The sequence below is a fragment of the Acinetobacter sp. TUM15071 genome, from assembly GCF_008980925.1.
In the GTDB taxonomy this organism is placed as follows: Bacteria; Pseudomonadota; Gammaproteobacteria; order Pseudomonadales; family Moraxellaceae; genus Acinetobacter; species Acinetobacter dispersus.
This window is the reverse complement of the sequence record NZ_BKGB01000014.1, coordinates 84,514-106,509: the sequence shown is the minus strand read 5'-3', so window position 1 is coordinate 106,509 and position 21,996 is coordinate 84,514. Positions and strand designations below refer to the sequence as shown.

16 protein-coding genes are annotated in these 21,996 nt (G+C 42.6%); 5 read left to right on the top strand and 11 right to left on the bottom strand.

Annotation, left to right across the window (positions count from 1 at the left end):
- Positions 1–648: 648 nt before the first annotated feature.
- The 4 genes from GBI66_RS14000 to GBI66_RS13985 all read right to left on the bottom strand — a co-directional run bounded on the left by GBI66_RS14000 (position 649) and on the right by GBI66_RS13985 (position 6,848).
- Complete coding sequence (locus tag GBI66_RS14000; protein ID WP_151716533.1) at positions 649–2,625, bottom strand: choline BCCT transporter BetT; 1,977 nt, start codon at positions 2,623–2,625, stop codon at positions 649–651.
- Positions 2,626–2,855: 230 nt separating this feature from the next.
- Positions 2,856–4,079, bottom strand: a complete 1,224-nt coding sequence (locus GBI66_RS13995) for a CaiB/BaiF CoA-transferase family protein (protein ID WP_151716532.1) — start codon at positions 4,077–4,079, stop codon at positions 2,856–2,858.
- A 15-nt stretch (positions 4,080–4,094) separates the two neighbouring features.
- Entirely contained in the window at positions 4,095–5,411 is a 1,317-nt protein-coding gene (locus tag GBI66_RS13990; protein WP_151716531.1) for an MFS transporter, read from the bottom strand.
- A gap of 228 nt (positions 5,412–5,639) precedes the next feature.
- The gene (locus GBI66_RS13985; protein ID WP_151716530.1) at positions 5,640–6,848 is read right to left on the bottom strand and encodes an acyl-CoA dehydrogenase; all 1,209 of its coding nucleotides are present in this window, start codon (positions 6,846–6,848) and stop codon (positions 5,640–5,642) included.
- Between the two features lie 228 nt (positions 6,849–7,076).
- On the opposite strand from GBI66_RS13985, the gene GBI66_RS13980 reads away from it, so the two are divergent.
- The gene (locus tag GBI66_RS13980) at positions 7,077–8,036 is read left to right on the top strand and encodes a LysR family transcriptional regulator (protein WP_151716529.1); all 960 of its coding nucleotides are present in this window, start codon (positions 7,077–7,079) and stop codon (positions 8,034–8,036) included.
- Here GBI66_RS13980 and GBI66_RS13975 read toward each other — a convergent pair.
- Positions 8,033–8,716 carry an ion channel gene (locus GBI66_RS13975; protein WP_005186692.1) on the bottom strand — a complete coding sequence of 228 codons (684 nt, stop codon included), beginning with the start codon at positions 8,714–8,716 and terminating at the stop codon, positions 8,033–8,035. The two genes, GBI66_RS13980 and GBI66_RS13975, sit on opposite strands and share 4 nt — an antisense overlap.
- A gap of 46 nt (positions 8,717–8,762) precedes the next feature.
- On the bottom strand, positions 8,763–9,359 hold the full coding sequence (locus GBI66_RS13970) for a TetR/AcrR family transcriptional regulator (RefSeq protein WP_151716528.1): 597 nt from the start codon (positions 9,357–9,359) through the stop codon (positions 8,763–8,765).
- Positions 9,360–9,444: 85 nt separating this feature from the next.
- Here GBI66_RS13970 and GBI66_RS13965 point away from each other — a divergent pair, with 85 nt between their 5' ends.
- Complete coding sequence (locus GBI66_RS13965; protein ID WP_151716527.1) at positions 9,445–10,653, top strand: oxygenase MpaB family protein; 1,209 nt, start codon at positions 9,445–9,447, stop codon at positions 10,651–10,653.
- 51 nt (positions 10,654–10,704) lie between these two features.
- Here the strand turns inward: GBI66_RS13965 and GBI66_RS13960 are convergent, their stop codons facing one another.
- Complete coding sequence (locus GBI66_RS13960) at positions 10,705–12,420, bottom strand: cation acetate symporter (protein WP_017402153.1); 1,716 nt, start codon at positions 12,418–12,420, stop codon at positions 10,705–10,707.
- A gap of 1 nt (position 12,421) precedes the next feature.
- Positions 12,422–12,754: a DUF485 domain-containing protein gene (locus GBI66_RS13955; protein ID WP_004656466.1), complete on the bottom strand. Its 333-nt coding sequence runs from the start codon at positions 12,752–12,754 to the stop codon at positions 12,422–12,424.
- A 185-nt stretch (positions 12,755–12,939) separates the two neighbouring features.
- Between GBI66_RS13955 and GBI66_RS13950 the strand changes: the two genes are divergently transcribed.
- On the top strand, positions 12,940–16,434 hold the full coding sequence (locus tag GBI66_RS13950) for a PAS domain-containing hybrid sensor histidine kinase/response regulator (RefSeq protein WP_171067525.1): 3,495 nt from the start codon (positions 12,940–12,942) through the stop codon (positions 16,432–16,434).
- A 315-nt stretch (positions 16,435–16,749) separates the two neighbouring features.
- Complete coding sequence (locus tag GBI66_RS13945) at positions 16,750–17,511, top strand: hypothetical protein (RefSeq protein WP_151716526.1); 762 nt, start codon at positions 16,750–16,752, stop codon at positions 17,509–17,511.
- 44 nt (positions 17,512–17,555) lie between these two features.
- Here the strand turns inward: GBI66_RS13945 and GBI66_RS13940 are convergent, their stop codons facing one another.
- The 3 genes from GBI66_RS13940 to def form a co-directional block, all read right to left on the bottom strand.
- Positions 17,556–19,652 carry a TonB-dependent copper receptor gene (locus tag GBI66_RS13940; RefSeq protein WP_151716525.1) on the bottom strand — a complete coding sequence of 699 codons (2,097 nt, stop codon included), beginning with the start codon at positions 19,650–19,652 and terminating at the stop codon, positions 17,556–17,558.
- A gap of 75 nt (positions 19,653–19,727) precedes the next feature.
- Complete coding sequence (locus GBI66_RS13935; protein WP_151716524.1) at positions 19,728–20,165, bottom strand: DUF2946 family protein; 438 nt, start codon at positions 20,163–20,165, stop codon at positions 19,728–19,730.
- Between the two features lie 19 nt (positions 20,166–20,184).
- Complete coding sequence (def, locus tag GBI66_RS13930; RefSeq protein WP_005154485.1) at positions 20,185–20,715, bottom strand: peptide deformylase; 531 nt, start codon at positions 20,713–20,715, stop codon at positions 20,185–20,187.
- A 124-nt stretch (positions 20,716–20,839) separates the two neighbouring features.
- Between def and GBI66_RS13925 the strand changes: the two genes are divergently transcribed.
- Complete coding sequence (locus GBI66_RS13925) at positions 20,840–21,991, top strand: LysM peptidoglycan-binding domain-containing protein (RefSeq protein WP_151716523.1); 1,152 nt, start codon at positions 20,840–20,842, stop codon at positions 21,989–21,991.
- Positions 21,992–21,996 lie beyond the last annotated feature (5 nt).

Sequence of the window (21,996 nt, the reverse complement as noted above, 5' to 3'; positions counted from 1 at the left end):
ATTCGCTCAAATAAACTTCGAGAAATTCTTACCATTCAATCAATGAAATATTTTCGATCGATCAATCAGTAAAAATCCACACAAGTTGTTCTTCTATTCTCTTAATGATCTTCTCGATGATTCGTCATCATCAAGCTAGGTCGGCTATATTACTCTAAATTTCTTTAAAGTCAACAGGTAATTTAGATATTTTCAAAACTTATTCTCAAACCCAAAAATTTAACCCTTAAGCCAAATCCTTGTTTATCAACAAGTTTTTATCTGCATCACCGCCGATGGATGTGCATTCTACAGCATTTCAGGTCAGGTGCAAGCACTTTTAAAAATTTAATAATTCGGTTGTTTTATTTTTAAACTTTAACTTATCTAATTTACTGATTTATATAATTTAAAATTTATTAATTATCTTAAAAGTGAATTTAAATAAAGTAAACCACTGTAATTTAATACTTTTATATAGAATTTGTTTTAATTATCATCAAAAAAGCAGCTTTATTTTTATGTTTACCCCTTATTTTGAGCCAAACATTTAGCTAAATCATCTTTGCTATCTCCTTATCATGCTTAAAAATCAATCATACAAAATAAAAACAACGGCTTTGATGTACTCAAAACCGTTGTTTTTATTATTGCAATTCAAATCTTCTGCTAAGAAGTCGTGCCTCTCACAATATTTAAGAAATAAAGATGGCGTTCATATTGATCAATAATGTCCTGAATTAAATCTTCTTGGGTCCAATCCATCACATCATAATTTTGACCGCCTTCTCTTAAGAACACTTCTGCTTGGAAATAATTCAACTCATCTTCATCTGCCCGCCCTAACATAAAGCTTGGTGGAACAGTCGCGTGTGAAACTACTTTATAAGTGAAGTTAATCTCATGATGATGGTCAACATGCAGTTGTAAGCCATTTTCAATCTCACGAATATCCACCTCTAAATGACGGCGTTTAAATTCACGTTGAATACTTTCGAAAGCCTTACGCACTTGCGTATCGATGTATTGCTGAACTTCTGCCTCGGTATGTGGATAATGCATGATCAAACCTAAGCGTTGTTGCCAACTTCTTGGATTATTAATCGCTCGCGGTGTAATTCGTGCTTCCTGAATCGCATTCATCTTGGTCACATCAAGTTTCAAGGCTTTCAATAAGCCCCAACTCATCAACAACATGACTAAGGTAAAAGGCAAAGCACTCATGATAATTGAGGCTTGCAAAGCAGCTAAACCACCAACCAAAAGCAGAATAATCGCCAGAGCCGCCATCAACACTGTCCAGAATAATCTCTGCCATGTCGGTGAATTTTCAGATTTCGCAGTCAGATAATCTGTGACCAGTGCACCTGAATCGGCCGATGTGACAAAGAACAACATCACCAATACTGTCGCGAGTAAACTCATGACACCTGAAAAAGGTAAATGGTTCAGAAATTCAAATAAGGCAACCGATGAATCGCTTTGTACAGCTTGAATTAGGGTGACATTATGTTCTTGCATAATGCTAAATAACGCAGCATTACCTAAAAAACCCATCCAGATAATGGTAAAACCAGTTGGGATTAAGAGTACACCAACAATAAATTCACGGATGGTCCGTCCTCGTGAAACACGTGCGATGAACATACCCACAAATGGTGACCATGAAATCCACCATGCCCAATAGAGAATGGTCCAACCACCGATCCAACCATTAGGTTGATAGGCATATAAGTTAAACGTCATGCTAAACAGGTTAGAAATGTAAGAACCCGTGTTTTGGATGGTCGTTTGCAGTAAATAGATACTCGGGCCTGCAATAAATACAAATGCCAACAGCACCAAGGCCAAGATCAGATTCAGTTCAGAAAGACGCTTAACGCCCTTATCTAGCCCCAAGAACACCGATAAAGATGCCAAGGCACTGACAAAGATGATCAGAATAACTTGAACATTGCTACTTTGCTCGATACCAAAAAGATAGTGTAAACCTGAGTTGATCTGGGTTACCCCGAAACCAAGGGAAGTTGCAACACCAAAAACGGTACCAATGGTGGCAAAAGTATCAATACTATCGCCCCATGGGCCATAAATTTTCTTGCCAATAATCGGATATAAAGCAGACCGGGTTTTTAAAGGCAGGTTATGACGATAGGCAAAGTAAGCCAAGGATAGACCAACGAGTGCGTAAATGGCCCAGGCATGTAAGCCCCAATGGAAAAAGGTAATGCGTAACGCTTGTTGTGCTGACTCTACACTTTCAGGTGCACCACTCGGTGGACTGATATAATGCATGACAGGTTCAGCCACACCAAAGAACATCAACCCGATCCCCATCCCAGCTGTAAACAGCATGGCAAACCATGAGCCATTACTATATTCAGGCTGGCTATGATCAGGACCTAATTTGATTTTTCCACTGGCAGAGCAGGCAATGTAAATCAGTATGATCAGAAAGACTGCGACTGATAAAACATAAAACCAGCTAAATGAATCAGTGATCCATTGTTTTAACTGTTGTGTAAGAAGTTCAAATGAACTAGGTGCGACAATAACGATTGCGAGAAAAATCGCAATGATAATCACCGTGCTTAAAAACACGTTTGGATTCACATTCGCAAAATGCGAAGATGGCTTGGAAGGCATAATTCCCTCACGTTATTCTAATGATAATGGACAGGCCATGACGGCCAAAGAAGACATTCACAATGTGAATAAAAGCGAGCTTAAAGCATGAAAAACTCGATACTAATTATAAAAAATGTGAAAAATAAAGCAGTTGTAATGCTGTAACAAAGATCATATTTAACCTCTATACGCCTTTATCTCATAAAGATTTAAAGCAATCTAAAAGTTAGAATAAATTTCAGGCATTTTTAAAAATGCCCGATGACACCAAGTTCTGTTAAGTATCCTAAGTTTTCTGTTGAACGATATTTTGCCAAAATTTGATGGGTATGCTCTCCCAAACGTGGTGGCGCAAGACGGTATTCCACAGGTGTTGCAGACAATCTCAACGGTGAGGCAATCATTTTAAAATGACGATATTGTGGATGTGGAATAGACACCACCATTTCCCGTGCTTGTACTTGCGGTTCTTGTAATGCCTCATCCACATTATTAATCATCCCGACAGGCACTTTAACGGCATGAATCCGCTCTACCCAATATTGTGCAGCTTGGCTAAGAAAATGCTGATCCATTAAACTGGTCAATTCTCCACGGTTTGCAAGTCGATCTTGATTAAATCTAAACTTGGGATGCTCAGCCCATTCAATACGACCGACAGCCTGACACAAGGCTTTAAACTGGGCATCATTACCACAAGCAATAATAAAGTCCTTATCTTTTGCCTTAAAAGTTTGATAAGGCACAATATTGGCATGTGCATTGCCCCAGCGCTTCGGTGCCTGCCCTGTAATCAAATAGTTCATCCCATGATTGGCTAAACCTGCGACCTGTACATCGAGCAAAGATAAATCAATGTGTTGTCCTTTCCCCGTGCTTTGACGTGACCAAAGTGCAGCCTGAATTGCAATCGTGGCATACAAACCTGTTTGCAAATCGGTAACGGCAACCCCAACTTTTTGTGGGCCACCACCTGCTAAATCATCACGTTCACCCGTAATACTCATCAATCCCGCCATGCCCTGAATGACAAAATCATAACCAGGTTCAGACGCACGTGGTCCTGTTTGCCCAAACCCCGTAATTGAGCAATACACCAGACCCGGATTGATGTCGCTTAAACTGGCATAGTCCAACCCATATTTACGCAATGAACCAACTTTATAATTTTCAATCAGGACATCACTGTCTTTGACCATTTCTCTGAGCAAAGCTTGGCCTTCATTTGACGCAATATCAATCGCAACCGAATATTTATTCCGATTGGCAGATTGATAATATCCCGCCTCTCGTGTGGCTTGTCCTGTATCGTCTTTCATCCATGGCGGCCCCCACATACGAGTATCATCACCCGTTTTAGGACGTTCAATCTTAATCACTTCAGCGCCTAAATCAGCCAGAATCTGACTGCACCAAGGCCCTGCTAAAACCCTACTTAGATCTAGTACACGTAAACCTGTTAATGCACCCATAATGATCCCTCCTGATTATGCTTTTTGTGGATCGTATTGACGATCACGAATAAATAACCCAGGTAACACCCCTGCAATGAAATAGGCTGCTCCCATGATAATAAATGCCATGGTAAAGGTTCCGCCAGAAGCTAAAAAACCGATGGTTGCTGGTGCGATTGCTGCACCCACTCGACCAATGTTATAAGCCCCGCCAATCGCTGTGCCACGCACATCAGTTGAAAAAGATTCCGCCATATAGGTTGCATTGACTCCGTATGGAATCCCATAAAGAAAGCCAAAGGTAATTAATAAATACAGAATATTGTCAGGCGTATTAAAGAAAATAATAATCGGCAAAAAGATTGCACTAGCCAACGTTCCAAACACAAAAATGGCACGGCGATTAAACTTATCTGCCAAATAACCAGCCAGAATCTTGCCTAAAATCATTGCAGTATAAGAACCAACCATATAACTGGTAAGCGACTTAAAGTTCATATTGACTTCGGTTTCCAGATAACTTGGCATCCAGTTGTTAATACCGTAATAACCGAACTGTAAAAAGAATGCTGTGCTCATCCACAACAAGAACATTTTCCGATGCTTTAGATTGGCAAAAATTTGTTTATAAATACTTTGGCTTTTCGGTTGTTCTTGAGGTGTAATAACGTCCTGTATTTGAGGAGACAAGCTTTTAATTTTTGAGAGCTGCCACGATTTAGGTTCAGGCACAAAGCGCTGCAAAATGATATTAATTGCCGCAGGAATCACTGTAATGAAGAATAGAATACGCCAGCCATGTTCTGGAATGATGGCACCTGCAAGTAAAGTTGCGACAATATAGCCAACGGTTTGACCTGTTTGTAAGGTGCCTAGTACTGTGGTGCGATAAGAGGTTGGAACATATTCAGCCATTAAGGTATTGCAAGCCATATACAGGGCACCAATCCCTAATGCTCCGATAAAGCGTAGTGACATAAATTGTTCGAAGCTTTGGGTAAAGCCCAACAAACAGGTTGCAACTGAAAAGAAAGTCACGGAATGGGCAATGGTTCTAACCCGCCCAAATTTGTCACAGGCCCAACCACCCAAAATACCACCAATCCCCATGCCAGCTAAAGATGCGCTGCCAAGTGCACCCGCCTGAAAGGTCGATAATCCAAATTCCGTTTTTAAGCTGGTCAGGCTATAGGACAACAGCATAATATCGACACCATCCACTACCATGGCGAAGTAGGCAAACAACAAGGCAAACTTCCAGGTGTGTGGGCTAATCCGCTCATAAGTTCCCAAATTGGATGGCCACTTGCTCATATTTGGACTTGCTACCGCTTGAACATCATTGTTCATTTGACACCTCATTTTCTCAAATGGGTCTGGTCTTTCATCAATCATTGATGTGATGAATACTTTGCTACAGTGCTATTTATTGTTTTTAGCAAAGTGTCATTTTTCACCTAAAATGCGCTTGATGAATCCTTGACGATTTTAATTGGTATAGGTCAATTTTTTTAGGCATGAATTTGCCCTAAGATACGCCCGAAAGCGTATCTTTCAATTCAACTAGGTGATGAAACTTTAGTTAGAAAATGCAGCGATACCTGTTTGTGCACGCCCGAGAATCAAGGCATGTACATCATGGGTGCCTTCATAGGTATTCACCACTTCCAGATTGACTAGATGACGTGCCACGCCAAACTCATCACTAATCCCATTACCGCCCATCATGTCTCGTGCCAGTCGGGCAATTTCCAGCGCTTTACCACAGTTATTGCGTTTGATCAGCGAAGTCCCCTCTACTGAAGCAATACCTGCATCTTTCATTTGTCCAAAACGTAATGCAATTTGCAGACCCAAAGCAATTTCGGTTTGCATATCCGCCAGCTTTTTCTGGATGAGTTGATTGGCAGCCAAAGGTCGACCAAACTGTTTGCGATCCATGGTGTATTGATGTGCAGTATGCCAACAGAATTCAGCGGCTCCCATTGCACCCCATGCAATACCATAACGGGCACTGTTCAAACAGGTAAACGGTCCTTTCAGACCACGCACTTCAGGAAACGCATTTTCTTCTGGCACAAAGACCTGATCCATAACGATTTCACCGGTAATTGATGCACGAAGTCCAACCTTGCCATGAATGGCAGGTGCAGATAGTCCTTCCCAGCCTTTTTCCAAAATAAAACCTCGAATTTCCCCAACATTACCTTGTTCTGAAACTTCTTTGGCCCAGACCACAAATACATCTGCAATCGGACTATTGGTAATCCACATTTTGCTGCCACTGAGGCGATAGCCACCTGCAACTTTTTTAGCACGACACAACATACTGCCTGGATCTGAACCATGATCGGGCTCAGTTAAACCGAAACAACCGATGTATTCACCTGTTGCTAATTTAGGTAGGTATTTCTGTTTTTGTACTTCGGTCCCAAATTCATCAATCGGCACCATCACCAATGAGCTTTGTACGCTGGCCATCGAACGATAGCCTGAATCTACCCGTTCAATTTCACGCGCAATCAAACCATAACTGACATAGTTTAGTCCTGCACCCCCATACTGCTCTGAAATGGTTGGACCCAACAGCCCTAGCTCGCCCATTTCGCGAAAAATAGCTGGATCAGTTGTTTCATGGCGAAATTGTTCCAATACCCGTGGCATGAGTTTGTCTTGACAATAGGCCTGAGCACTGTCCCGAATCATACGTTCTTCTGAGCTGAGTTGCTGTTCAAGTAAAAATGGATCTTGCCAGTTAAAAGAGACGCGCTTTCCTTGATTTGCCATGACTTTTTATCTTCCTTTTAATCGATCTTAATATAAGTTCTGCTATTGATGCTAGGCCAGATTGCACAGTGAAGCAAACGATGTTTTTTCATACAGCTATGCAAAAAACGCATAGCTCGATTGAAATCACTGCTGCTGTTCTGCTAAAAAGAAAGTTAAGGATAAGGTAAAAATTTAAACGATCTTCGGGTCATCTCTCTTTTTCGCAATCAACATAAGGATGATGTTATGCGACGTATGATTCCCTCATTGCAATCACTGATTTGCTTTGAAGCAGCTGCCAAACATAAAACCTATACCCATGCAGCACAGGAACTCAGCATGACCCAAAGTGCGATTTCGAGGCAGATTCAGCAACTGGAAGAATTTCTCAACCTACAACTGTTTCATCGAGTAAGGCATGGTGTAGAACTCACCAGTGCGGGTGAGCAATACCTCAAGAATATCAAGACACATTTGTTGGGGCTGGAGCACAGCACCCTTGATCTAATGTCGCATCAGGGACTGGGTGGCACACTCAAACTGGGCGTGGTCCCAACCTTTGCAACACGTTGGTTATTACCACGTCTTTATCGTTTCAATAAAATTTATCCTGAAATTACCATTCACCTCGAGACCAGCACCAAACCTTTTTTATTTAGTGAACAAATTTTTGATGCCGCAATTTATGCAGGCACACCTGCTCAAGTGGAAAACTGGCCTGGCACAACAGCACATTTTTTAATGCCAGAGGAAGTGGTTGCCGTTTGTTCTCCCGCCTTGATCAAGAAGTTTTATCCAGCGTTGATTGAATACGATTCCCCTACCACTCTTGATCTCAGTGCGGAACAACTCTCGAAGCTCCCACTATTACAGCAAACCACTCGCCCAGCGATTTGGAAGGAATGGTTTGATAGCCTAAATTACAATGCACCTTATGCCATGGAAGGCCAGCGGCATGAACTGTTTTCAATGCTGGCCGTTGCTGCCACACATCATCTAGGTGTGGCATTGATTCCTCAAATGTTGATTGAAAAAGAATTGAAGCAAGGTGAACTCATCGTTGTGTCATCACATAAATTGACTGGCTCACGTTGCTATTATTTTGTTTATGCTGAACAGCCACATAACCCAATCATGCTGAAATTCATTGAATGGCTGCAACAAGAGACTGCTATGCCAGCAATCTCAACATACGCTTCAAATTAATTATTTTTGGGCTGATGGCTAATATATTGCAATGCGATTAATCGAGATACCACGACAGCCAAATACATGACCCCACCAAACATTTGCAGCATTGCCAACACTCTTGCCGCAGGGCTAATCGGAATCAAATCCGACAACCCTGTTGCCGATTGTAGACTGAAACTGAGAAATAAAAGATCCAGCCAATGTTGTAAGGCTTGAGGCTGATTTGGATTTTGAAAACTGTTCGGCAGTAACAACTGACAGATACTATATAGAAAGGCAAAACCCCAAGCGATGAGGGTAAATACCGCCCCTGCCGCAAACAATTCATCTTTGGTGAGATAACGATCCGCAAACATATAGCGCAACAAACCATATGCTGCATAGAAATAAGCCAACGCTTCAAAACTATGTGCGATGATCTGAATCATCAAATTGCTATAGCCAATAAAAATCAGGATCGAAAATAAAAAAGCACCACTCACAAAAACCAGCCCCCAAAAGGTAAATACAGGGGTTTGCCGAATCACTTTAGCGATGATCAGTAAGGCCAATACGCCCAATGACCAAGTTAAGGCACGAAATTCGCTATCGCCATAAGTGAGCATCGCCAAAATTAACAAAGCCAATTGAACCAGCAACAACCATGCAGATGGAAGTAAACGAAAGCCCTGCCAAAATTGTTTTAACGTTTGCATGTTGTTTCCCTGAATCTTGTTATGGTTTTCATTTTTGTTGAGTGCATCATACTGCATCTAAAAAAGAAACGATCATTTTAGACAGTTCTTGTTGCAGTCGTTGTTCTTCAATGAGAAAAGTATTTTTACTGGCATAACGCATCATGGTAAATAAGGTACTGTTAATAATAACAAAAGACTTATGTTTTAAGGTCTCAAAATCCCAGTTCGGATAATAACGTCCAAACAAATACATGCCGACTTCTAAAAAATGCTGCTCTAAAACTTGTGCCGCTTCCGAATCACTATAGGCATGCCAGTTTTTTAAGATTTCGATAAAAAAACCTTGATCAGATTTCAAAGATTCAAAGCCAAAAGCAATACTTAATGTGATGATGTCTTGAATAGAGGTTTGTTGTTGTAGCATCACAAGTTGCTTTACGGCTTGCCCCAAGCTTTCACTTTTACGCAACAATAGTTCTGCGATGATTTGTTCTTTATTTTCAAAATACTGATAGATCGACCCAACACTAACGCCTGATTTTTCAGAGATTTTAGGCGTCGTCACCAGCAAAACCCCATATTCAGAAATACATTTCTGCGCCCCTTCCAAAATGCTTTCGACAATCATTTTGGCACGTTGCTGCTGTGGTCGTTTTCTCATAAACAGACTCGACTAGAATGCGAATTGAATACGAATAATTATTCATATTAAGCTTTGATTAAATAACAATCACAGGCTTTATGCAATGCAAAGCATCATTAAACCTAAACGCTTGGCTGCGTTTGAAGACATGAGTCAGTCTAATATCAAAACCAAAATTTTGAGTTATATGACCCATCAACAGGTACAACCAAGTTATGCAGAGTATCAGGCACTGAATACTGCTCTGCAAAGTGGTGATCAACCCATGGATCAACTGCTGCTATGGGTGCTACAGAATCCAAAACAACATCGTAAATACTTTGAAACCGCGTTATATCAAGGCCTCGATAAACTGCCACATGAAATTCCTGAACTCACCCAATTCTTCCAATTCGTTGAACAAAAACCTGCTTGGTATGATCAAAACAAAATTGATGCTGCACTGAAATTTACCTATCGCTTGGGAATCAATAACGGTCTTATCCTCCGAGATTTATCCCTAATGACAGGCTATATGTACCCTGGTTTTAACCAACCGTTGGTCCTAACAGGCGCATTAAAAAAACAGGCAGGTACACGTTTGGCTGAAACCACCAAATGGTGGGTCGATATCACCGAAAAAAATGGTTTTGAACGTTTTAGCAAAGGTTTTACCTCCACCATTTTTGTGCGTTTTATTCATTCACTCGTGCGTCATCAACTGCAAAAATCGGAGAAATGGGATGCCGAAACTTGGGGAATTCCGATCAATCAATATGATCAGGCGATGACCAATATCGCTTTCAGCGGTGTGGTATTGCTTGGGATACGAGCTTTAGGCATTTTTCCGAGCAAACAAGAAGTCGCCAGTTTTTTACATTTTTGGAAATATGCAGGCTGGCTAATGGGCGTTGAAGAAAAATGGTTGGTCGATCAAGAAGTCGACGGCTGGAAACTGATTTACTGGATGCATTTCGCACATCCTCAATCTGATGCCAGCAGCATTTCATTGGGTTCCAGTCTTTCCAAAGAACCCTTTGAGCGAAAATATCGCTATCTACGTTCTTTCCAACAGAAACTGGCCTATAAGCAACATCTCGAGATTACTCAATTTTTTATTGGCCGTAAGAAAATGCAGAAGCTCGGTTTAGCTCCACAATCAGCATCTTGGTTTGCTTATTATCTGATTGGTCGTAATTTAGCTTTATATACAGGTGCTAAACATATTCCAAAATTAAACAGCTTCCTTGAACAAAATGGACGACAGGTACAACGCATTGGTTTGTCTTTATACCGCAACCAAGGGCAGCAACTGGCCAGTATGCATCAATAAGCCATAAAAAAACCCTCAATCAATGAGGGCTTTTTTTATGCTTGGTTTTGATTAGTGATCTGACGCGCCAGACGCACCGATCCCTGTCATTGAACGCACAAACTGAGCATCAAAGGCTTTACGCTCTTTCTCCGCACGAGCTGACTTGTCTGTTACAGAGAAGAACCAGCAGCAGAAGAATGAGAGTGGCATTGCAAATAATGCTGGACCATTGAATGGGTTTGGCGCAGTTTCAGAAATTGCCAAAGTATCGACCCAAACAGCTTTAGACAGAATGATTAGGCTTACCGCACCAACCAAACCAACTACACCACCAATCACCGCACCACGTGTAGTCAAACCTTTCCAGAACATTGATAACACGAGGATTGGGAAGTTTGCACAACATGCGACTGAGAATGCTAAGCCCACCATGAAGGCAACGTTTTGCTTCTCAAACAAGATACCCAAGATCATGGCAAAGATTGCTAAACCTAAAGTTGCAATTTTTGACATCTTCAATTCAGATTCAGGGGTAGTTTTGCCTTTTTTGAACACGTTGGCATATAAGTCATGTGAAATCGCTGAAGCACCTGACAGGGTCAAACCAGCAACCACTGCAAGAATTGTTGCGAATGCGACTGCTGAAATGAAGCCCATGAACAAGTCGCCACCCACTGCATCACTTAAATGCACGGCAGCCATGTTGTTACCACCCACCAACTCTAATTTTCCTGTTACTGCCGCTTTTGCAACATCAAGGAATTGTGGGTTGTTCGCAACAAACAGGATTGCACCGAAACCAATAATGAAGGTGAGCAGATAGAAGTAACCAATAAAGCCTGTTGCAACCACAACTGATTTACGTGCTTCTTTGGCATCTTTTACGGTAAAGAAACGCATAAGGATATGAGGTAAACCTGCCGTACCAAACATCAAAGCAAGACCAAGTGATAACGCATCAATTGGGTTTGCCGCGAGTTTACCCGGCCCCATGATTTTTGATGCTTCCTCCCAGCTCATGCTATGCGCTTGGCTATACACACCAATGGCTTGGTTAAACATATTGGTGAAGCTAAAGCCAACTGCTTTCATCACCATAAAGGCCATGAACGTTGCACCACTGAGTAGCATCACTGCTTTGATGATCTGTACCCAAGTCGTTGCCAACATACCACCAAAGATCACATACGCCATCATTAATAGACCGACGATCACAACCGCGATATTGTAGTTCAAACCGAATAGCAATTTGATCAACTGACCTGCACCCACCATCTGTGCAATCAGGTAGAACGCAACCACAACCAATGAGCTAAATGCTGCCAAAGTACGGACTGGCTTTTCTTCCAAACGGAACGACACCACATCTGACAAGTTATATTTACCCAAGTTACGTAAGCGTTCCGCAACAAGGAAAAGTACAATTGGCCAACCCACCATAAAACCAAGTGAGTAAAGTAAGCCATCAAAGCCCGAGCTAAAAACTAATGCTGAAATACCCAAAAATGATGCCGCTGACATATAGTCACCCGCAATCGCCAAACCATTTTGGAAACCACTGATTCCACCACCTGCCGTATAAAAGTCTTGAGCAGATTGAGTTTGCTTTGCCGCCCATTTGGTAATGAACAATGTAAAACCGACAAAGATCGTAAACATAATGATCGCGTGCCAATTGGTCGCCTGCTGTTCAGCAGCACCTAGGTCTGGGCCCGCGAATGCAATACTTGAGCAGCAAAAACTGAGCAGCGTAAACAGTATCGCTTTGAATGATGTCCCTTTCATCTCAGTGCATCCCTTTTTCATGTGCAATGGCCTCAACTTCCTTGAGGGCTGCTTCATTCAGTTGATCAAGTTTCGTATTGGCAATATAGGAATACACACCACATAAGATAAATGACAATACGATAATGCCTAAACCAAGGGGAATTCCCCATGTGGTTACACCACCGCTAAATGAACTTGCTAAAAATTCTTTGTTATAGCCAACCAAAAGCATAAACCCAACGTAGATAAACAGCATGATTGCTGTTAATGTCCAACTTAATGTGCGCTTTTTGCTGACCATCTCTTGAAACTTTGGATTTCGTAGAATTCGATCTACCTGTGAATCATCCATAATTGACTCCTTATTTTTGTGTCCAACCGTGGACCCCTTTTTCACATGGGATTTTTCATTATCCAAAGTAACAAGATTATGCTTGACTCGTAACTTAGACTTTGGTCTCTAAATGACAATCTATACTCCTTGCTATACCCGCACTTCGGGTATGATAAAAAATGGAATTTGATCACGTGAGCAATATGAACAGCTGGCTTATTCTTGGTGTCCTTGCCCTGTATATTGTGCTGTTATTCGGCTGCGCTTTTTTTGGTGAAAAACATGCCAGCCGTTTAAGTACCCGCGGCCGTATGCTGCTGTTTAGTTTGACTTTAGGCGTCTATTGCTCATCATGGACCTTTTACGGTGCGACGGGTGCTGCAGTACGTCAGGGAGTTATTTTTCTACCGATTTATCTTGGCCCCTTGCTGTTTATCTGGTTTGGTTATGACATCTGGAAACGCTTAGGTCGGATTCGTCAACATCATGCAATTTCTTCGATTGCCGATTTTGTCGCAGCGCGTTATGGCAAAAGTGGTAGCTTGGCCGCACTGGTGACCATCCTCGCTGTGATTGCCATTGTGCCTTATCTGGCTTTGCAACTGCGTGCCATTGCCCTCAGTGCATCGGTTATTCTTGAGCAAAATGCGCATATCCATACCACCACCAATAGTGTGTTAGTGCTGACTGCGGTACTGGCGATTTTGGCAATGATTTTTGGCACCCGTCATATTGCCCATACTGAACAGCACGGCGGTTTAATGTTGGCAGTGGCGTTTGAATCCTTTGTTAAACTATTTGCACTGCTCTGTGTCGCTGCTTTCTTCTTATTACAATCACCTGACAATATCAAACAGGTCAGTAGCGATGTCAGTCAGCATTTCCATGACCTGCAACAACTGGGTGTGCCTGAAACTTTTTGGGTACAAACCTTGCTCGCAGGCTTAGCCATGATTTGCTTGCCGCGTCAATTTCATGTGGCAGTGGTCGAATTACGGGATGAAAAGCATATTCGTGGCGCACGACGCTGGTTCGCAGCCTATCTGATTCTTACTGTGATTGCGATTATTCCGATTGCCAGTTGGGCTTTACACTCTTTACCTGAATCACTTGGTACACCTGATATTGCGGTATTGGCTTTGCCTTTAAGCTATCAACAAGAATGGTTGGCTTTATTGGCCTTTTTAGGTGGCTTTTCAGCTTCGACAGGCATGCTATTGGTGGCTTCAGTGGCACTGTCGATCATGCTCAGTAATGACCTGATCATGCCTGCATTATGGCGCTTTAAAATCATTTCTCGCCATGATCAGCACCTACCTCGTGTGCTCAAATTGACGCGTCGTATCAGTATCGTCAGTGTGATGCTACTGGGCTTCTTATTCTTCCATTTCTTTAACGATATCAATCAGCTTTCAGTCTTTGGCTTATTGGCTTTTAGTGCAGTGGCCCAGTTTTCTCCCGCCTTGATTGGTGGGCTATACTGGCGTGGTGCAAGTCGTCAAGGCGTCTATGTCGGCCTACTCATGGGCTTTGCCATGTGGAGCTACACGCTACTATTTCCAACAGTATTACGCAGCTTGCCAGATCACTATCAAGAATTCGCTCAACACCTATTATTATTTGGCCCTTTCGATATTAATGGCTTACGCCCCGAAGCATTGCTTGGTTTCGAATCTTTTGCCCCACTTACACACGGTGTACTTTGGTCATTGGGTCTCAATGTAGTGCTGTATATCTGGGTGTCGCGTCTGTATCGTCCAAGTGTGGCAGAGCAAATTCAGGCGGAAAGCTTCTTCTATTATGAAAGCAAACCTCTGCCATCAGCTCAGTCCAATACCGATCTAACCGATCTACACCTGAATGCCGCACGCTTGAAAGTCGGTGACTTATTGGCTCTGGCTAAACGGGTCACGGGGGATAAGCCAACCCTTCAAGCCTTCCAACAGTTTTGTGAACAAAACCATGTGGTGTTAAATGAAAATCATGTCGCCAATGGCATGTGGTGGCGTTTCACTGAGCAGTATCTGGCAGGGATTATTGGTGCGGCCTCTGCCCGTACACTGCTCACCACTGCCATGATTAACAATGGCTTGGCACTCGGGCAAGTTGCCAATATTCTCGACCAAGCCTCACAATGGCAGCGTTTTAATCAGAACCTACTCATGACTATGATCGACCATATGACTCAAGGCGTCAGTGTGGTGGATAAAAATATGTGTTTGGTGGCGTGGAACAACCAATATTTAAAGCTATTTGATTATCCTAAAGATCTGGTCTACGTCGGCTGTCCGATCGCAGATCTGATTCGCTATAACGCTGAACGCGGTGAATGCGGTCCCGGTCCTGTCGAGGAACATGTGCGTAAACGACTGCACTGGATGAAAGTGGGCAGTGCACATGAGTTTGAGCGGATTCGTAAAGATGGTTTAGTCATTCAGATGCGTGGTAATCCTATTGAAGGCGGTGGTTTCGTGACCACTTTCGCCGATATTACCGCCTTCCGTGAAAATGAAGCAGTGCTGGAAGAACGCGTCAGTGACCGAACTCAGCAGCTTGCCAATGCATTGACCGAGCAACAACTCGCGCTAGAACAAGCCGATAAAGCCAATCAATCGAAAAGCCGCTTCCTTGCTGCAGCCAGTCATGACTTATTACAACCCATGCATGCAGCCCGTTTATTTAGTACCGCATTAGAGCAAAGTGTACATTCAACCGAAGACCAACAGACCTTACAACAACTGGATCGCGCACTCTATGGGGCTGAAAGTATGCTCTCAGCACTCCTAGATATCGCCCGTTTGGAAGGCGGTACAATTCAGCCAAAACGCCAAGCTTATGCACTGCATGATTTATTAAATGATCTGGAATTACAGTTCAAATCAATTGCAGCACAACGCAATATTCATTTGTCTGTTCACGACACTAAATTTTGGGTCGATACCGATCCGCAATGGATGCGACGTATTATCCAAAACTTTGTCAGCAATGCATTGCGTTATACCGCTCAAGGTCGTGTGGTGGTTGGTGTGTTACGTTCTGCACAACGTCCGAAGCATATTCGTATTGGCGTTTGGGACACGGGTCCCGGTATTCATGAACAACAACGCCTGAAGCTATTCCAAGAATTTGAACGCTGTGGCCATACCTCTCCTTGGGGTGAACAAGGTCTTGGTCTCGGACTTGCCATCGTACAACGTATGACCAGCCTGCTTGATTTTCCTGTGCATGTCTATTCGGAACTGGGTAAAGGCTCTTGCTTCATGATTGAAGTGCCACTCGCTGAAGCACCAAAAATTCAAATGGCAATACCACATGTGCCAGCACTGCAACATACCGCCTATAAAGTGTTGTGCTTGGACAATGACGAAACCATTTTAGAAGGCATGCGGACTTTACTCAGCAAATGGGGCTATCAGATCTTTACTGCAACAGAACCTGAGCAAGCACTACGACTGATTGAACAAGAAGACATTCAGGTCTGGCTGATCGACCAGCATTTGAACCATGATCAACGTGGTCTAGACTTCATTGAACAACATCGATTGGCTCATATTCCTGTAGCACTGATTACCGCAGATTCTGATCCAGAACTTCCACAATATTTAAAACAGCAGAATATTGTGTTGTTGAGAAAGCCACTCAAACCTGCAGGCTTACGTGCATGGTTATCTGGCTTAAAAATCATGCCCATGCAATAACTAGCAAAATATTTTGCAACATAGGCCAAAATGATCAAAACAATGCACTTTGCGCGATGATGAATTGACCAAAGTGCTCAAATCATTATTGGCTATGGCAAAAACGTTCACTTACATTAGTGAACGTTTGTACACTTACTTACAATTTAACAAGTTATTGTTTTTACTATTAAATTTTACCATTAAAATTACATCTACAACTTTAGTCGTATTCTACTTGTTTTCTCGATACCGCATAAATTGATCAAGTTCAACGAAACCTAGACCTCGGCTTGTTGGGTTTCTCATCACAAATTGTCAAAAAGGACATTGATCATGAATAACAGTCACCCTTCAACTGACCATAGCTCACAACAGTTTTATCGCCAATACAGTGCGAATGCCCTATTACCTCAACTGGACTGGCAAACTATCTTTGTGCATAGCAAACTAGGTGAAACACATTTACGCGCACTGAATACGCTTTACCAAGCCGCTGTTCCACTAGCACTCAATGTCTTTAATCAACTCAATTTTGATGTGTTTGCACCTGCCGCTTATCATCCACAAGGTCTTGGCTTATTTGAGAAACTGGCAGAGCAAGAAGAGACTTTCTTAGAAGCACTCGAAGCAGAATCAGCTCATCTTGATCATGAAACACGACATCAAATCTGGAGCATGCTGTTACGTGGCGGTGCTGTATTGGTATTTAAAGCATGGTTAGGACATGTCAAAGGTGGTGAAAACCAACTGGATAAAACCCAGTTCGATGAACTTTCGGATTTGTTGTTTATAAAAACGCGCCCTGAACAATTAGCACAACGCTTAAAAGTCGATGCCAACGCTGCTTTGACGCATATTTTCTTAATGTATGAAAATGATGTGTTCTTAGACCATTTTAATAGCTTGGAAACCGCTGCTTTATTTGTCGATTTAGGCGTTTATGATGCTGCATTTTTAAGTCTGCGTGATGATCGCGTCGCAGAATATCTCAAAGCCAAAGGCTATGTGACTCAAGAACAAATCGATGATTTGCAATGTGCTTTAAATCCATTGTATTGCGATAGCTTAATGCCAAAACAGGACTGTTTGGCTTAAACTCAGAAAAAACAAGGTGGCTGAGCCACCTTGTTTTTTGTTTCTTAGAACTTCATGCTCATACGCATCCAGTAGTTGCGTCCAATATTATTGAACTGCTCACTTGCCCCATAACCAAACATCGACGCACCTGCTTTATTCAGGTGTTCGGTATAGGTTTTATCTAGCACGTTATCGACACCCACTGATACATCAACCGCATCTGTCAACTTATAGGTCCCATTCAGGGCCAAAGTGTTAAATGCTTTGCTTTCATTCATGTCATAGCCGACCACATTACCTTCATTCAAACTCACGCGGTTTTGCTTAGCGACTGCACGCCATAACAGACCCAAGCTGTATTTTTCTTCCACATAACGTAGGTTCACACGTCCTTCTAAAGGTGCAATTTGTGGCAAAGCACGACCGTCAGAAGTGTTTTTACCCCATGCATACATGGTTGAAACATCCGCTTGCAAGTGATCTGTAAATTGGTACCCGACCCCAGCTTCAGCTCCAGCAATGGTCGCATCTACATTACGTGCTAAAGGATAGCGTTGATTTGATCCACCGTATTGCAACAAGATAAAGTCTTTAATTAAACCTGCATAAGCAGAAGCCCATGTATTCCATGCGCCATGTTCCGCTTGAAAACCGACATCTAACTGCGCAGTACGTTCGTTTTTCAGGTTATCTAAGTTATCAATCATACGATAAGTGGTTTTACCCATCATATCGGTTGAACCCACCCCACGATCGGTAGAGGTACTATAGAGTTCCCAAAAATCTGGGGTACGTTCAACATAACCTAAACCTGCATAAGTTTTTAAACCATGCTCAGGTAAGGTTTTTTCGATACGGATAAAACCACTTGGGTTGGTATCGCTTCGACTTTTACCATTTTCCAGACTGTCAATTTTGACTTGATCAACACGCGCACCCGCAACCCATTTTTGATTCGCATCGGTGTTATAGGTCCATTCACTAAACGCACCATAAGACTGGAATTTCAAATCATTGCTGAATGGTGAATTCATGCTTGGCATTGCATACATGATCATGTTGCCACCATGCTTGTTATGCTGGGTATCGACCCCAGACACTACACTGAACTTGTCCCAGTCTGTCGTCACTGCTAAACGGGTGTTTAGGGTACGGCGGGCCACTTCCATTTCCATTTTATTCGGTACAGTCATCTCCATGCCATGCATCTTCATGGTTGTCATTGGTGGTGTACGTAAACGGAAATTATCCATGATGTGATTGTTATAGCTGTAGTCAACTTGTGCTTCGACTTTCTTAATTACATCCGTCAGATTCTTCTGCTCAGCATGTAGACCTAAGCTTTCACGTTTAAATTGTGAACCATCCATACCACGACCGGCATAGGCAGCTTCACCATCACCTTTACCTGCACGGAGCTCCAACCAAGAATCATCTGTAGGTTTCCAGCCTAAAGCCAAATCAGCATTCCAGCGTTTCCAGTTCGAATGTACGGATTGATCATCACCGTCTTTATAATTATCCGCTTCCGAACGATTGGCATTTAAACGCGCATATTTCGTTTCATCACCAACGGCAGCTTCAACATTATGGTCAAGACGCCCATACGAGCCCATCACCACACTTGCTTGTCCACGATACGGTTTTTCTTGCGTTAATTTTTCAGGTTCACGTTCAAAAATTACTGTTGCGGCTGAACCCGTATTGGCATATTGAACTGTTTGCGGCCCTTTGATCACCGTAATTTTGTCAAAACTTTCAGGCTGAATATATGAGGTAGGTGCATCCATTCTCGATGGACAAGCGCCAAGGTTTTCACTGCCATCCACCAACATTTTAATACGCGAACCAAACATGCCTCGGAACGTGACATCACCATTGGTACCGCCATTTTTAATGGCATTAAAACCCATAATACTCTGTAAATAATCTGCCCCATCGGTTGCTGGTACAGGTTGAATCGGCTGCTTAGGATCGGCTTGTACCACCAAACCATTATTCTCATTCGGTTGCTGTGCAGTGACTACAATTGGCGCAAGTGAAACATGCGCATGTGAATGATCTGCTTGTACAACTGGATTTGCCCAGACCATTGCAGTATTTGAGGCAGCAAGAATCGCAACCGTGAGCGGTTGTAATAAAAATTTAGGTTGAGCCATGATTGGTCTCTCTTCAAAACATAAATAAAACAGCACTAAAGTTCTAAAAAACCCTAATGAAAATGAAGTTTTAAGTTATGCAAAGAAAGGTGGAGCCCGCCCTTGAGGCAACAGGAACAACCGTTGCAGTGCAAAATAAACATGCTTAAAAGCTTGTTGATAAGCAACTAAACGGATTTGGATACGGACCAGAACTTCTTTTACGCCTAATTCAGGGGGTAATACTAAATTGGCATAAACTGTACAGTACTGACACTGGTGATTGGGATCATGATGATCATGTTGCGGCATCGAGACTTGAGCGTGCTCAAGCTGATGGCTGTGATGATGTTTTCTATGTACCGAGTGGCTTTGCGCTGTTTCCGCTTGAGGCAAAAGCAAAGCCTTGGTAATGGTTTCACATACAGGTGCGATTTGATATTGCTTCGGGAGTAGCGGTTGCAAGAAAACCGCAATCTGTAAACAGACCGCGGTTAATGCGAGTAGCAAGCCACAACGAAACAAAGAAAACATCTTTAAATGATTTTAAAGCTTAACGTTTGACTGCAACTTTTTCTTTTTCACGCTGGCGAACCAATTTTTCCACTTTTTCACGGGCACGTTGGCGCTTTAATGGCGATAAATAATCAACAAAAAGCTTGCCATTTAAGTGATCCATTTCATGTTGAATACAAACAGCGAGAAGTTCGTCAGCTTCTAACACAAATGCTTGACCTTCAAGGTTAATTGCCTCGATTTTTACGCGTGACGGACGCTCAACTTTGTCGTATATTTGAGGCACAGAGAGACAGCCTTCTTCATAAGGCTGAGTATCTTCGGTCAGTGGAGTGACTTTGGGGTTAATGAACACCATCGGTTGGTTTTTCTCTTCAGAGATGTCCATAACAATAAGCTGAATATGATGATCAACCTGAGTTGCCGCTAAACCTATACCCGGTGCCTCGTACATGGTTTCAAACATATCTGCTGCAAGCTGACGAATATCATCAGTGACTTCTTCGACTGGCTTGGCAATGGTACGAAGGCGGGAATCAGGAAAACTTAGAATAGGTAATAAGGCCATACTGTCGTCCTCACTTAAGCCATTGATCAGAAAACCAACTGAAGGGAATGCTTGATCAAAAAAAATTGTGTGTAAAGTCGTTATTATAGCGCAACTACACACATAATTTTTAGGAATTATGATAATGAAAAAGGTTTTAAACGGCATACACTCATTTCATGCCTTGGGGTTAAAAAAACAACTGATTGCCGCTGCGATTTGTGCGGGATTGGGTATGAGCGTGAATTTCGCTCATGCGGCAAGCCCGAATGTCAGCCCACCGTCGGTAAAAGTGGGAGCACCTCATGTCTACGTGGTAAAAAAAGGCGATACGCTTTGGGATATTTCAGGCAAGTTTTTAAGTAAGCCTTGGCGCTGGCCAGAAATTTGGGCAAGCAATAAACATGTGAAAAATCCGCACTGGATTTATCCTGGAGATCGCTTACTACTTTGTAGTTTGAACGGTAAACCTTTAATCGGTAAAGATGAAGGTGATGGCTGTGACGGTATTATTCGCCGCTATACAGGCAATACTTCTAATTTACGTCCGCAAGTTCGTGTTGAAGCATTGAATAATAGCGTTCCCGTGATTCCCTTGGCCCATATTCAGCAATGGCTAGAACGTACTTCAGTTCTACCCGCAGATGCGATTGCCAATACGCCATATATTTTAGGCACAGCAGACAACCGTGTCATGGCGGGTAAAGGCCAAAGTGTTTATGTACGTGGCAAAGGGCTTGAAAATGGTCAACGCTATGGCGTATTCCGTGAGGGTGAACCATATACCGTACTAGATCAGAATGGCAAAAAGCAGATCCTTGGCGTTGAACTGACCCAAGTCGCTTCAGGCGTTGCGATTCGTAACGAAAATGACATCACCACAGTTGAGCTGACAGATAGCTATAACGGCGAAGTTCGTCGTGGCGATCGTGTTATGGCTGAACAAGATGCCATGCTACCAACCTTGTTCTATCCAATTGATGCCAATCAAGTGAAAGATGGCGGAAAAATCATTCGTGTGATGGGATCTATTGGTACAGCAGCCAAAAATGGCGTCGTCACCGTGGATCGTGGTACAACGGATGGTGTAGAAATAGGCCAAGTGTTCAGTATCTACCAAGATGGCGAAGTTGTAAGAGATCCAAAGACCAAAGAACAAGTAAAACTCCCTGGACAATATTTGGGTAGTGTCATGGTCTTTAAGAGTTTCGATCGAATCAGCTATGCTTATGTATTAGAGAGTGAATTACCTATCAAGATTGGTTCAGATATCAAACCACCTCGTCTCGATGACTAAGTAAT

Excerpts from the sequence above, each read along its gene's own strand:
- GBI66_RS13935 (WP_151716524.1), bottom strand. The coding sequence starts at position 20,165 with ATGTTTTCTTTGTTTCGTTGTGGCTTGCTACTCGCATTAACCGCGGTC.
- GBI66_RS13995 (WP_151716532.1), bottom strand. The coding sequence starts at position 4,079 with ATGGGTGCATTAACAGGTTTACGTGTACTAGATCTAAGTAGGGTTTTA.
- GBI66_RS13970 (WP_151716528.1), bottom strand. The coding sequence starts at position 9,359 with ATGAGAAAACGACCACAGCAGCAACGTGCCAAAATGATTGTCGAAAGC.
- GBI66_RS13940 (WP_151716525.1), bottom strand. The coding sequence starts at position 19,652 with ATGGCTCAACCTAAATTTTTATTACAACCGCTCACGGTTGCGATTCTT.
- GBI66_RS13975 (WP_005186692.1), bottom strand. The coding sequence starts at position 8,716 with ATGCAAACGTTAAAACAATTTTGGCAGGGCTTTCGTTTACTTCCATCT.
- GBI66_RS13925 (WP_151716523.1), top strand. The coding sequence starts at position 20,840 with ATGAAAAAGGTTTTAAACGGCATACACTCATTTCATGCCTTGGGGTTA.
- GBI66_RS13950 (WP_171067525.1), top strand. The coding sequence starts at position 12,940 with ATGAACAGCTGGCTTATTCTTGGTGTCCTTGCCCTGTATATTGTGCTG.
- GBI66_RS13960 (WP_017402153.1), bottom strand. The coding sequence starts at position 12,420 with ATGAAAGGGACATCATTCAAAGCGATACTGTTTACGCTGCTCAGTTTT.
- GBI66_RS14000 (WP_151716533.1), bottom strand. The coding sequence starts at position 2,625 with ATGCCTTCCAAGCCATCTTCGCATTTTGCGAATGTGAATCCAAACGTG.
- def (WP_005154485.1), bottom strand. The coding sequence starts at position 20,715 with ATGGCCTTATTACCTATTCTAAGTTTTCCTGATTCCCGCCTTCGTACC.
- GBI66_RS13980 (WP_151716529.1), top strand. The coding sequence starts at position 7,077 with ATGCGACGTATGATTCCCTCATTGCAATCACTGATTTGCTTTGAAGCA.
- GBI66_RS13955 (WP_004656466.1), bottom strand. The coding sequence starts at position 12,754 with ATGGATGATTCACAGGTAGATCGAATTCTACGAAATCCAAAGTTTCAA.
- GBI66_RS13985 (WP_151716530.1), bottom strand. The coding sequence starts at position 6,848 with ATGGCAAATCAAGGAAAGCGCGTCTCTTTTAACTGGCAAGATCCATTT.
- GBI66_RS13965 (WP_151716527.1), top strand. The coding sequence starts at position 9,445 with ATGCAAAGCATCATTAAACCTAAACGCTTGGCTGCGTTTGAAGACATG.
- GBI66_RS13945 (WP_151716526.1), top strand. The coding sequence starts at position 16,750 with ATGAATAACAGTCACCCTTCAACTGACCATAGCTCACAACAGTTTTAT.
- GBI66_RS13990 (WP_151716531.1), bottom strand. The coding sequence starts at position 5,411 with ATGAACAATGATGTTCAAGCGGTAGCAAGTCCAAATATGAGCAAGTGG.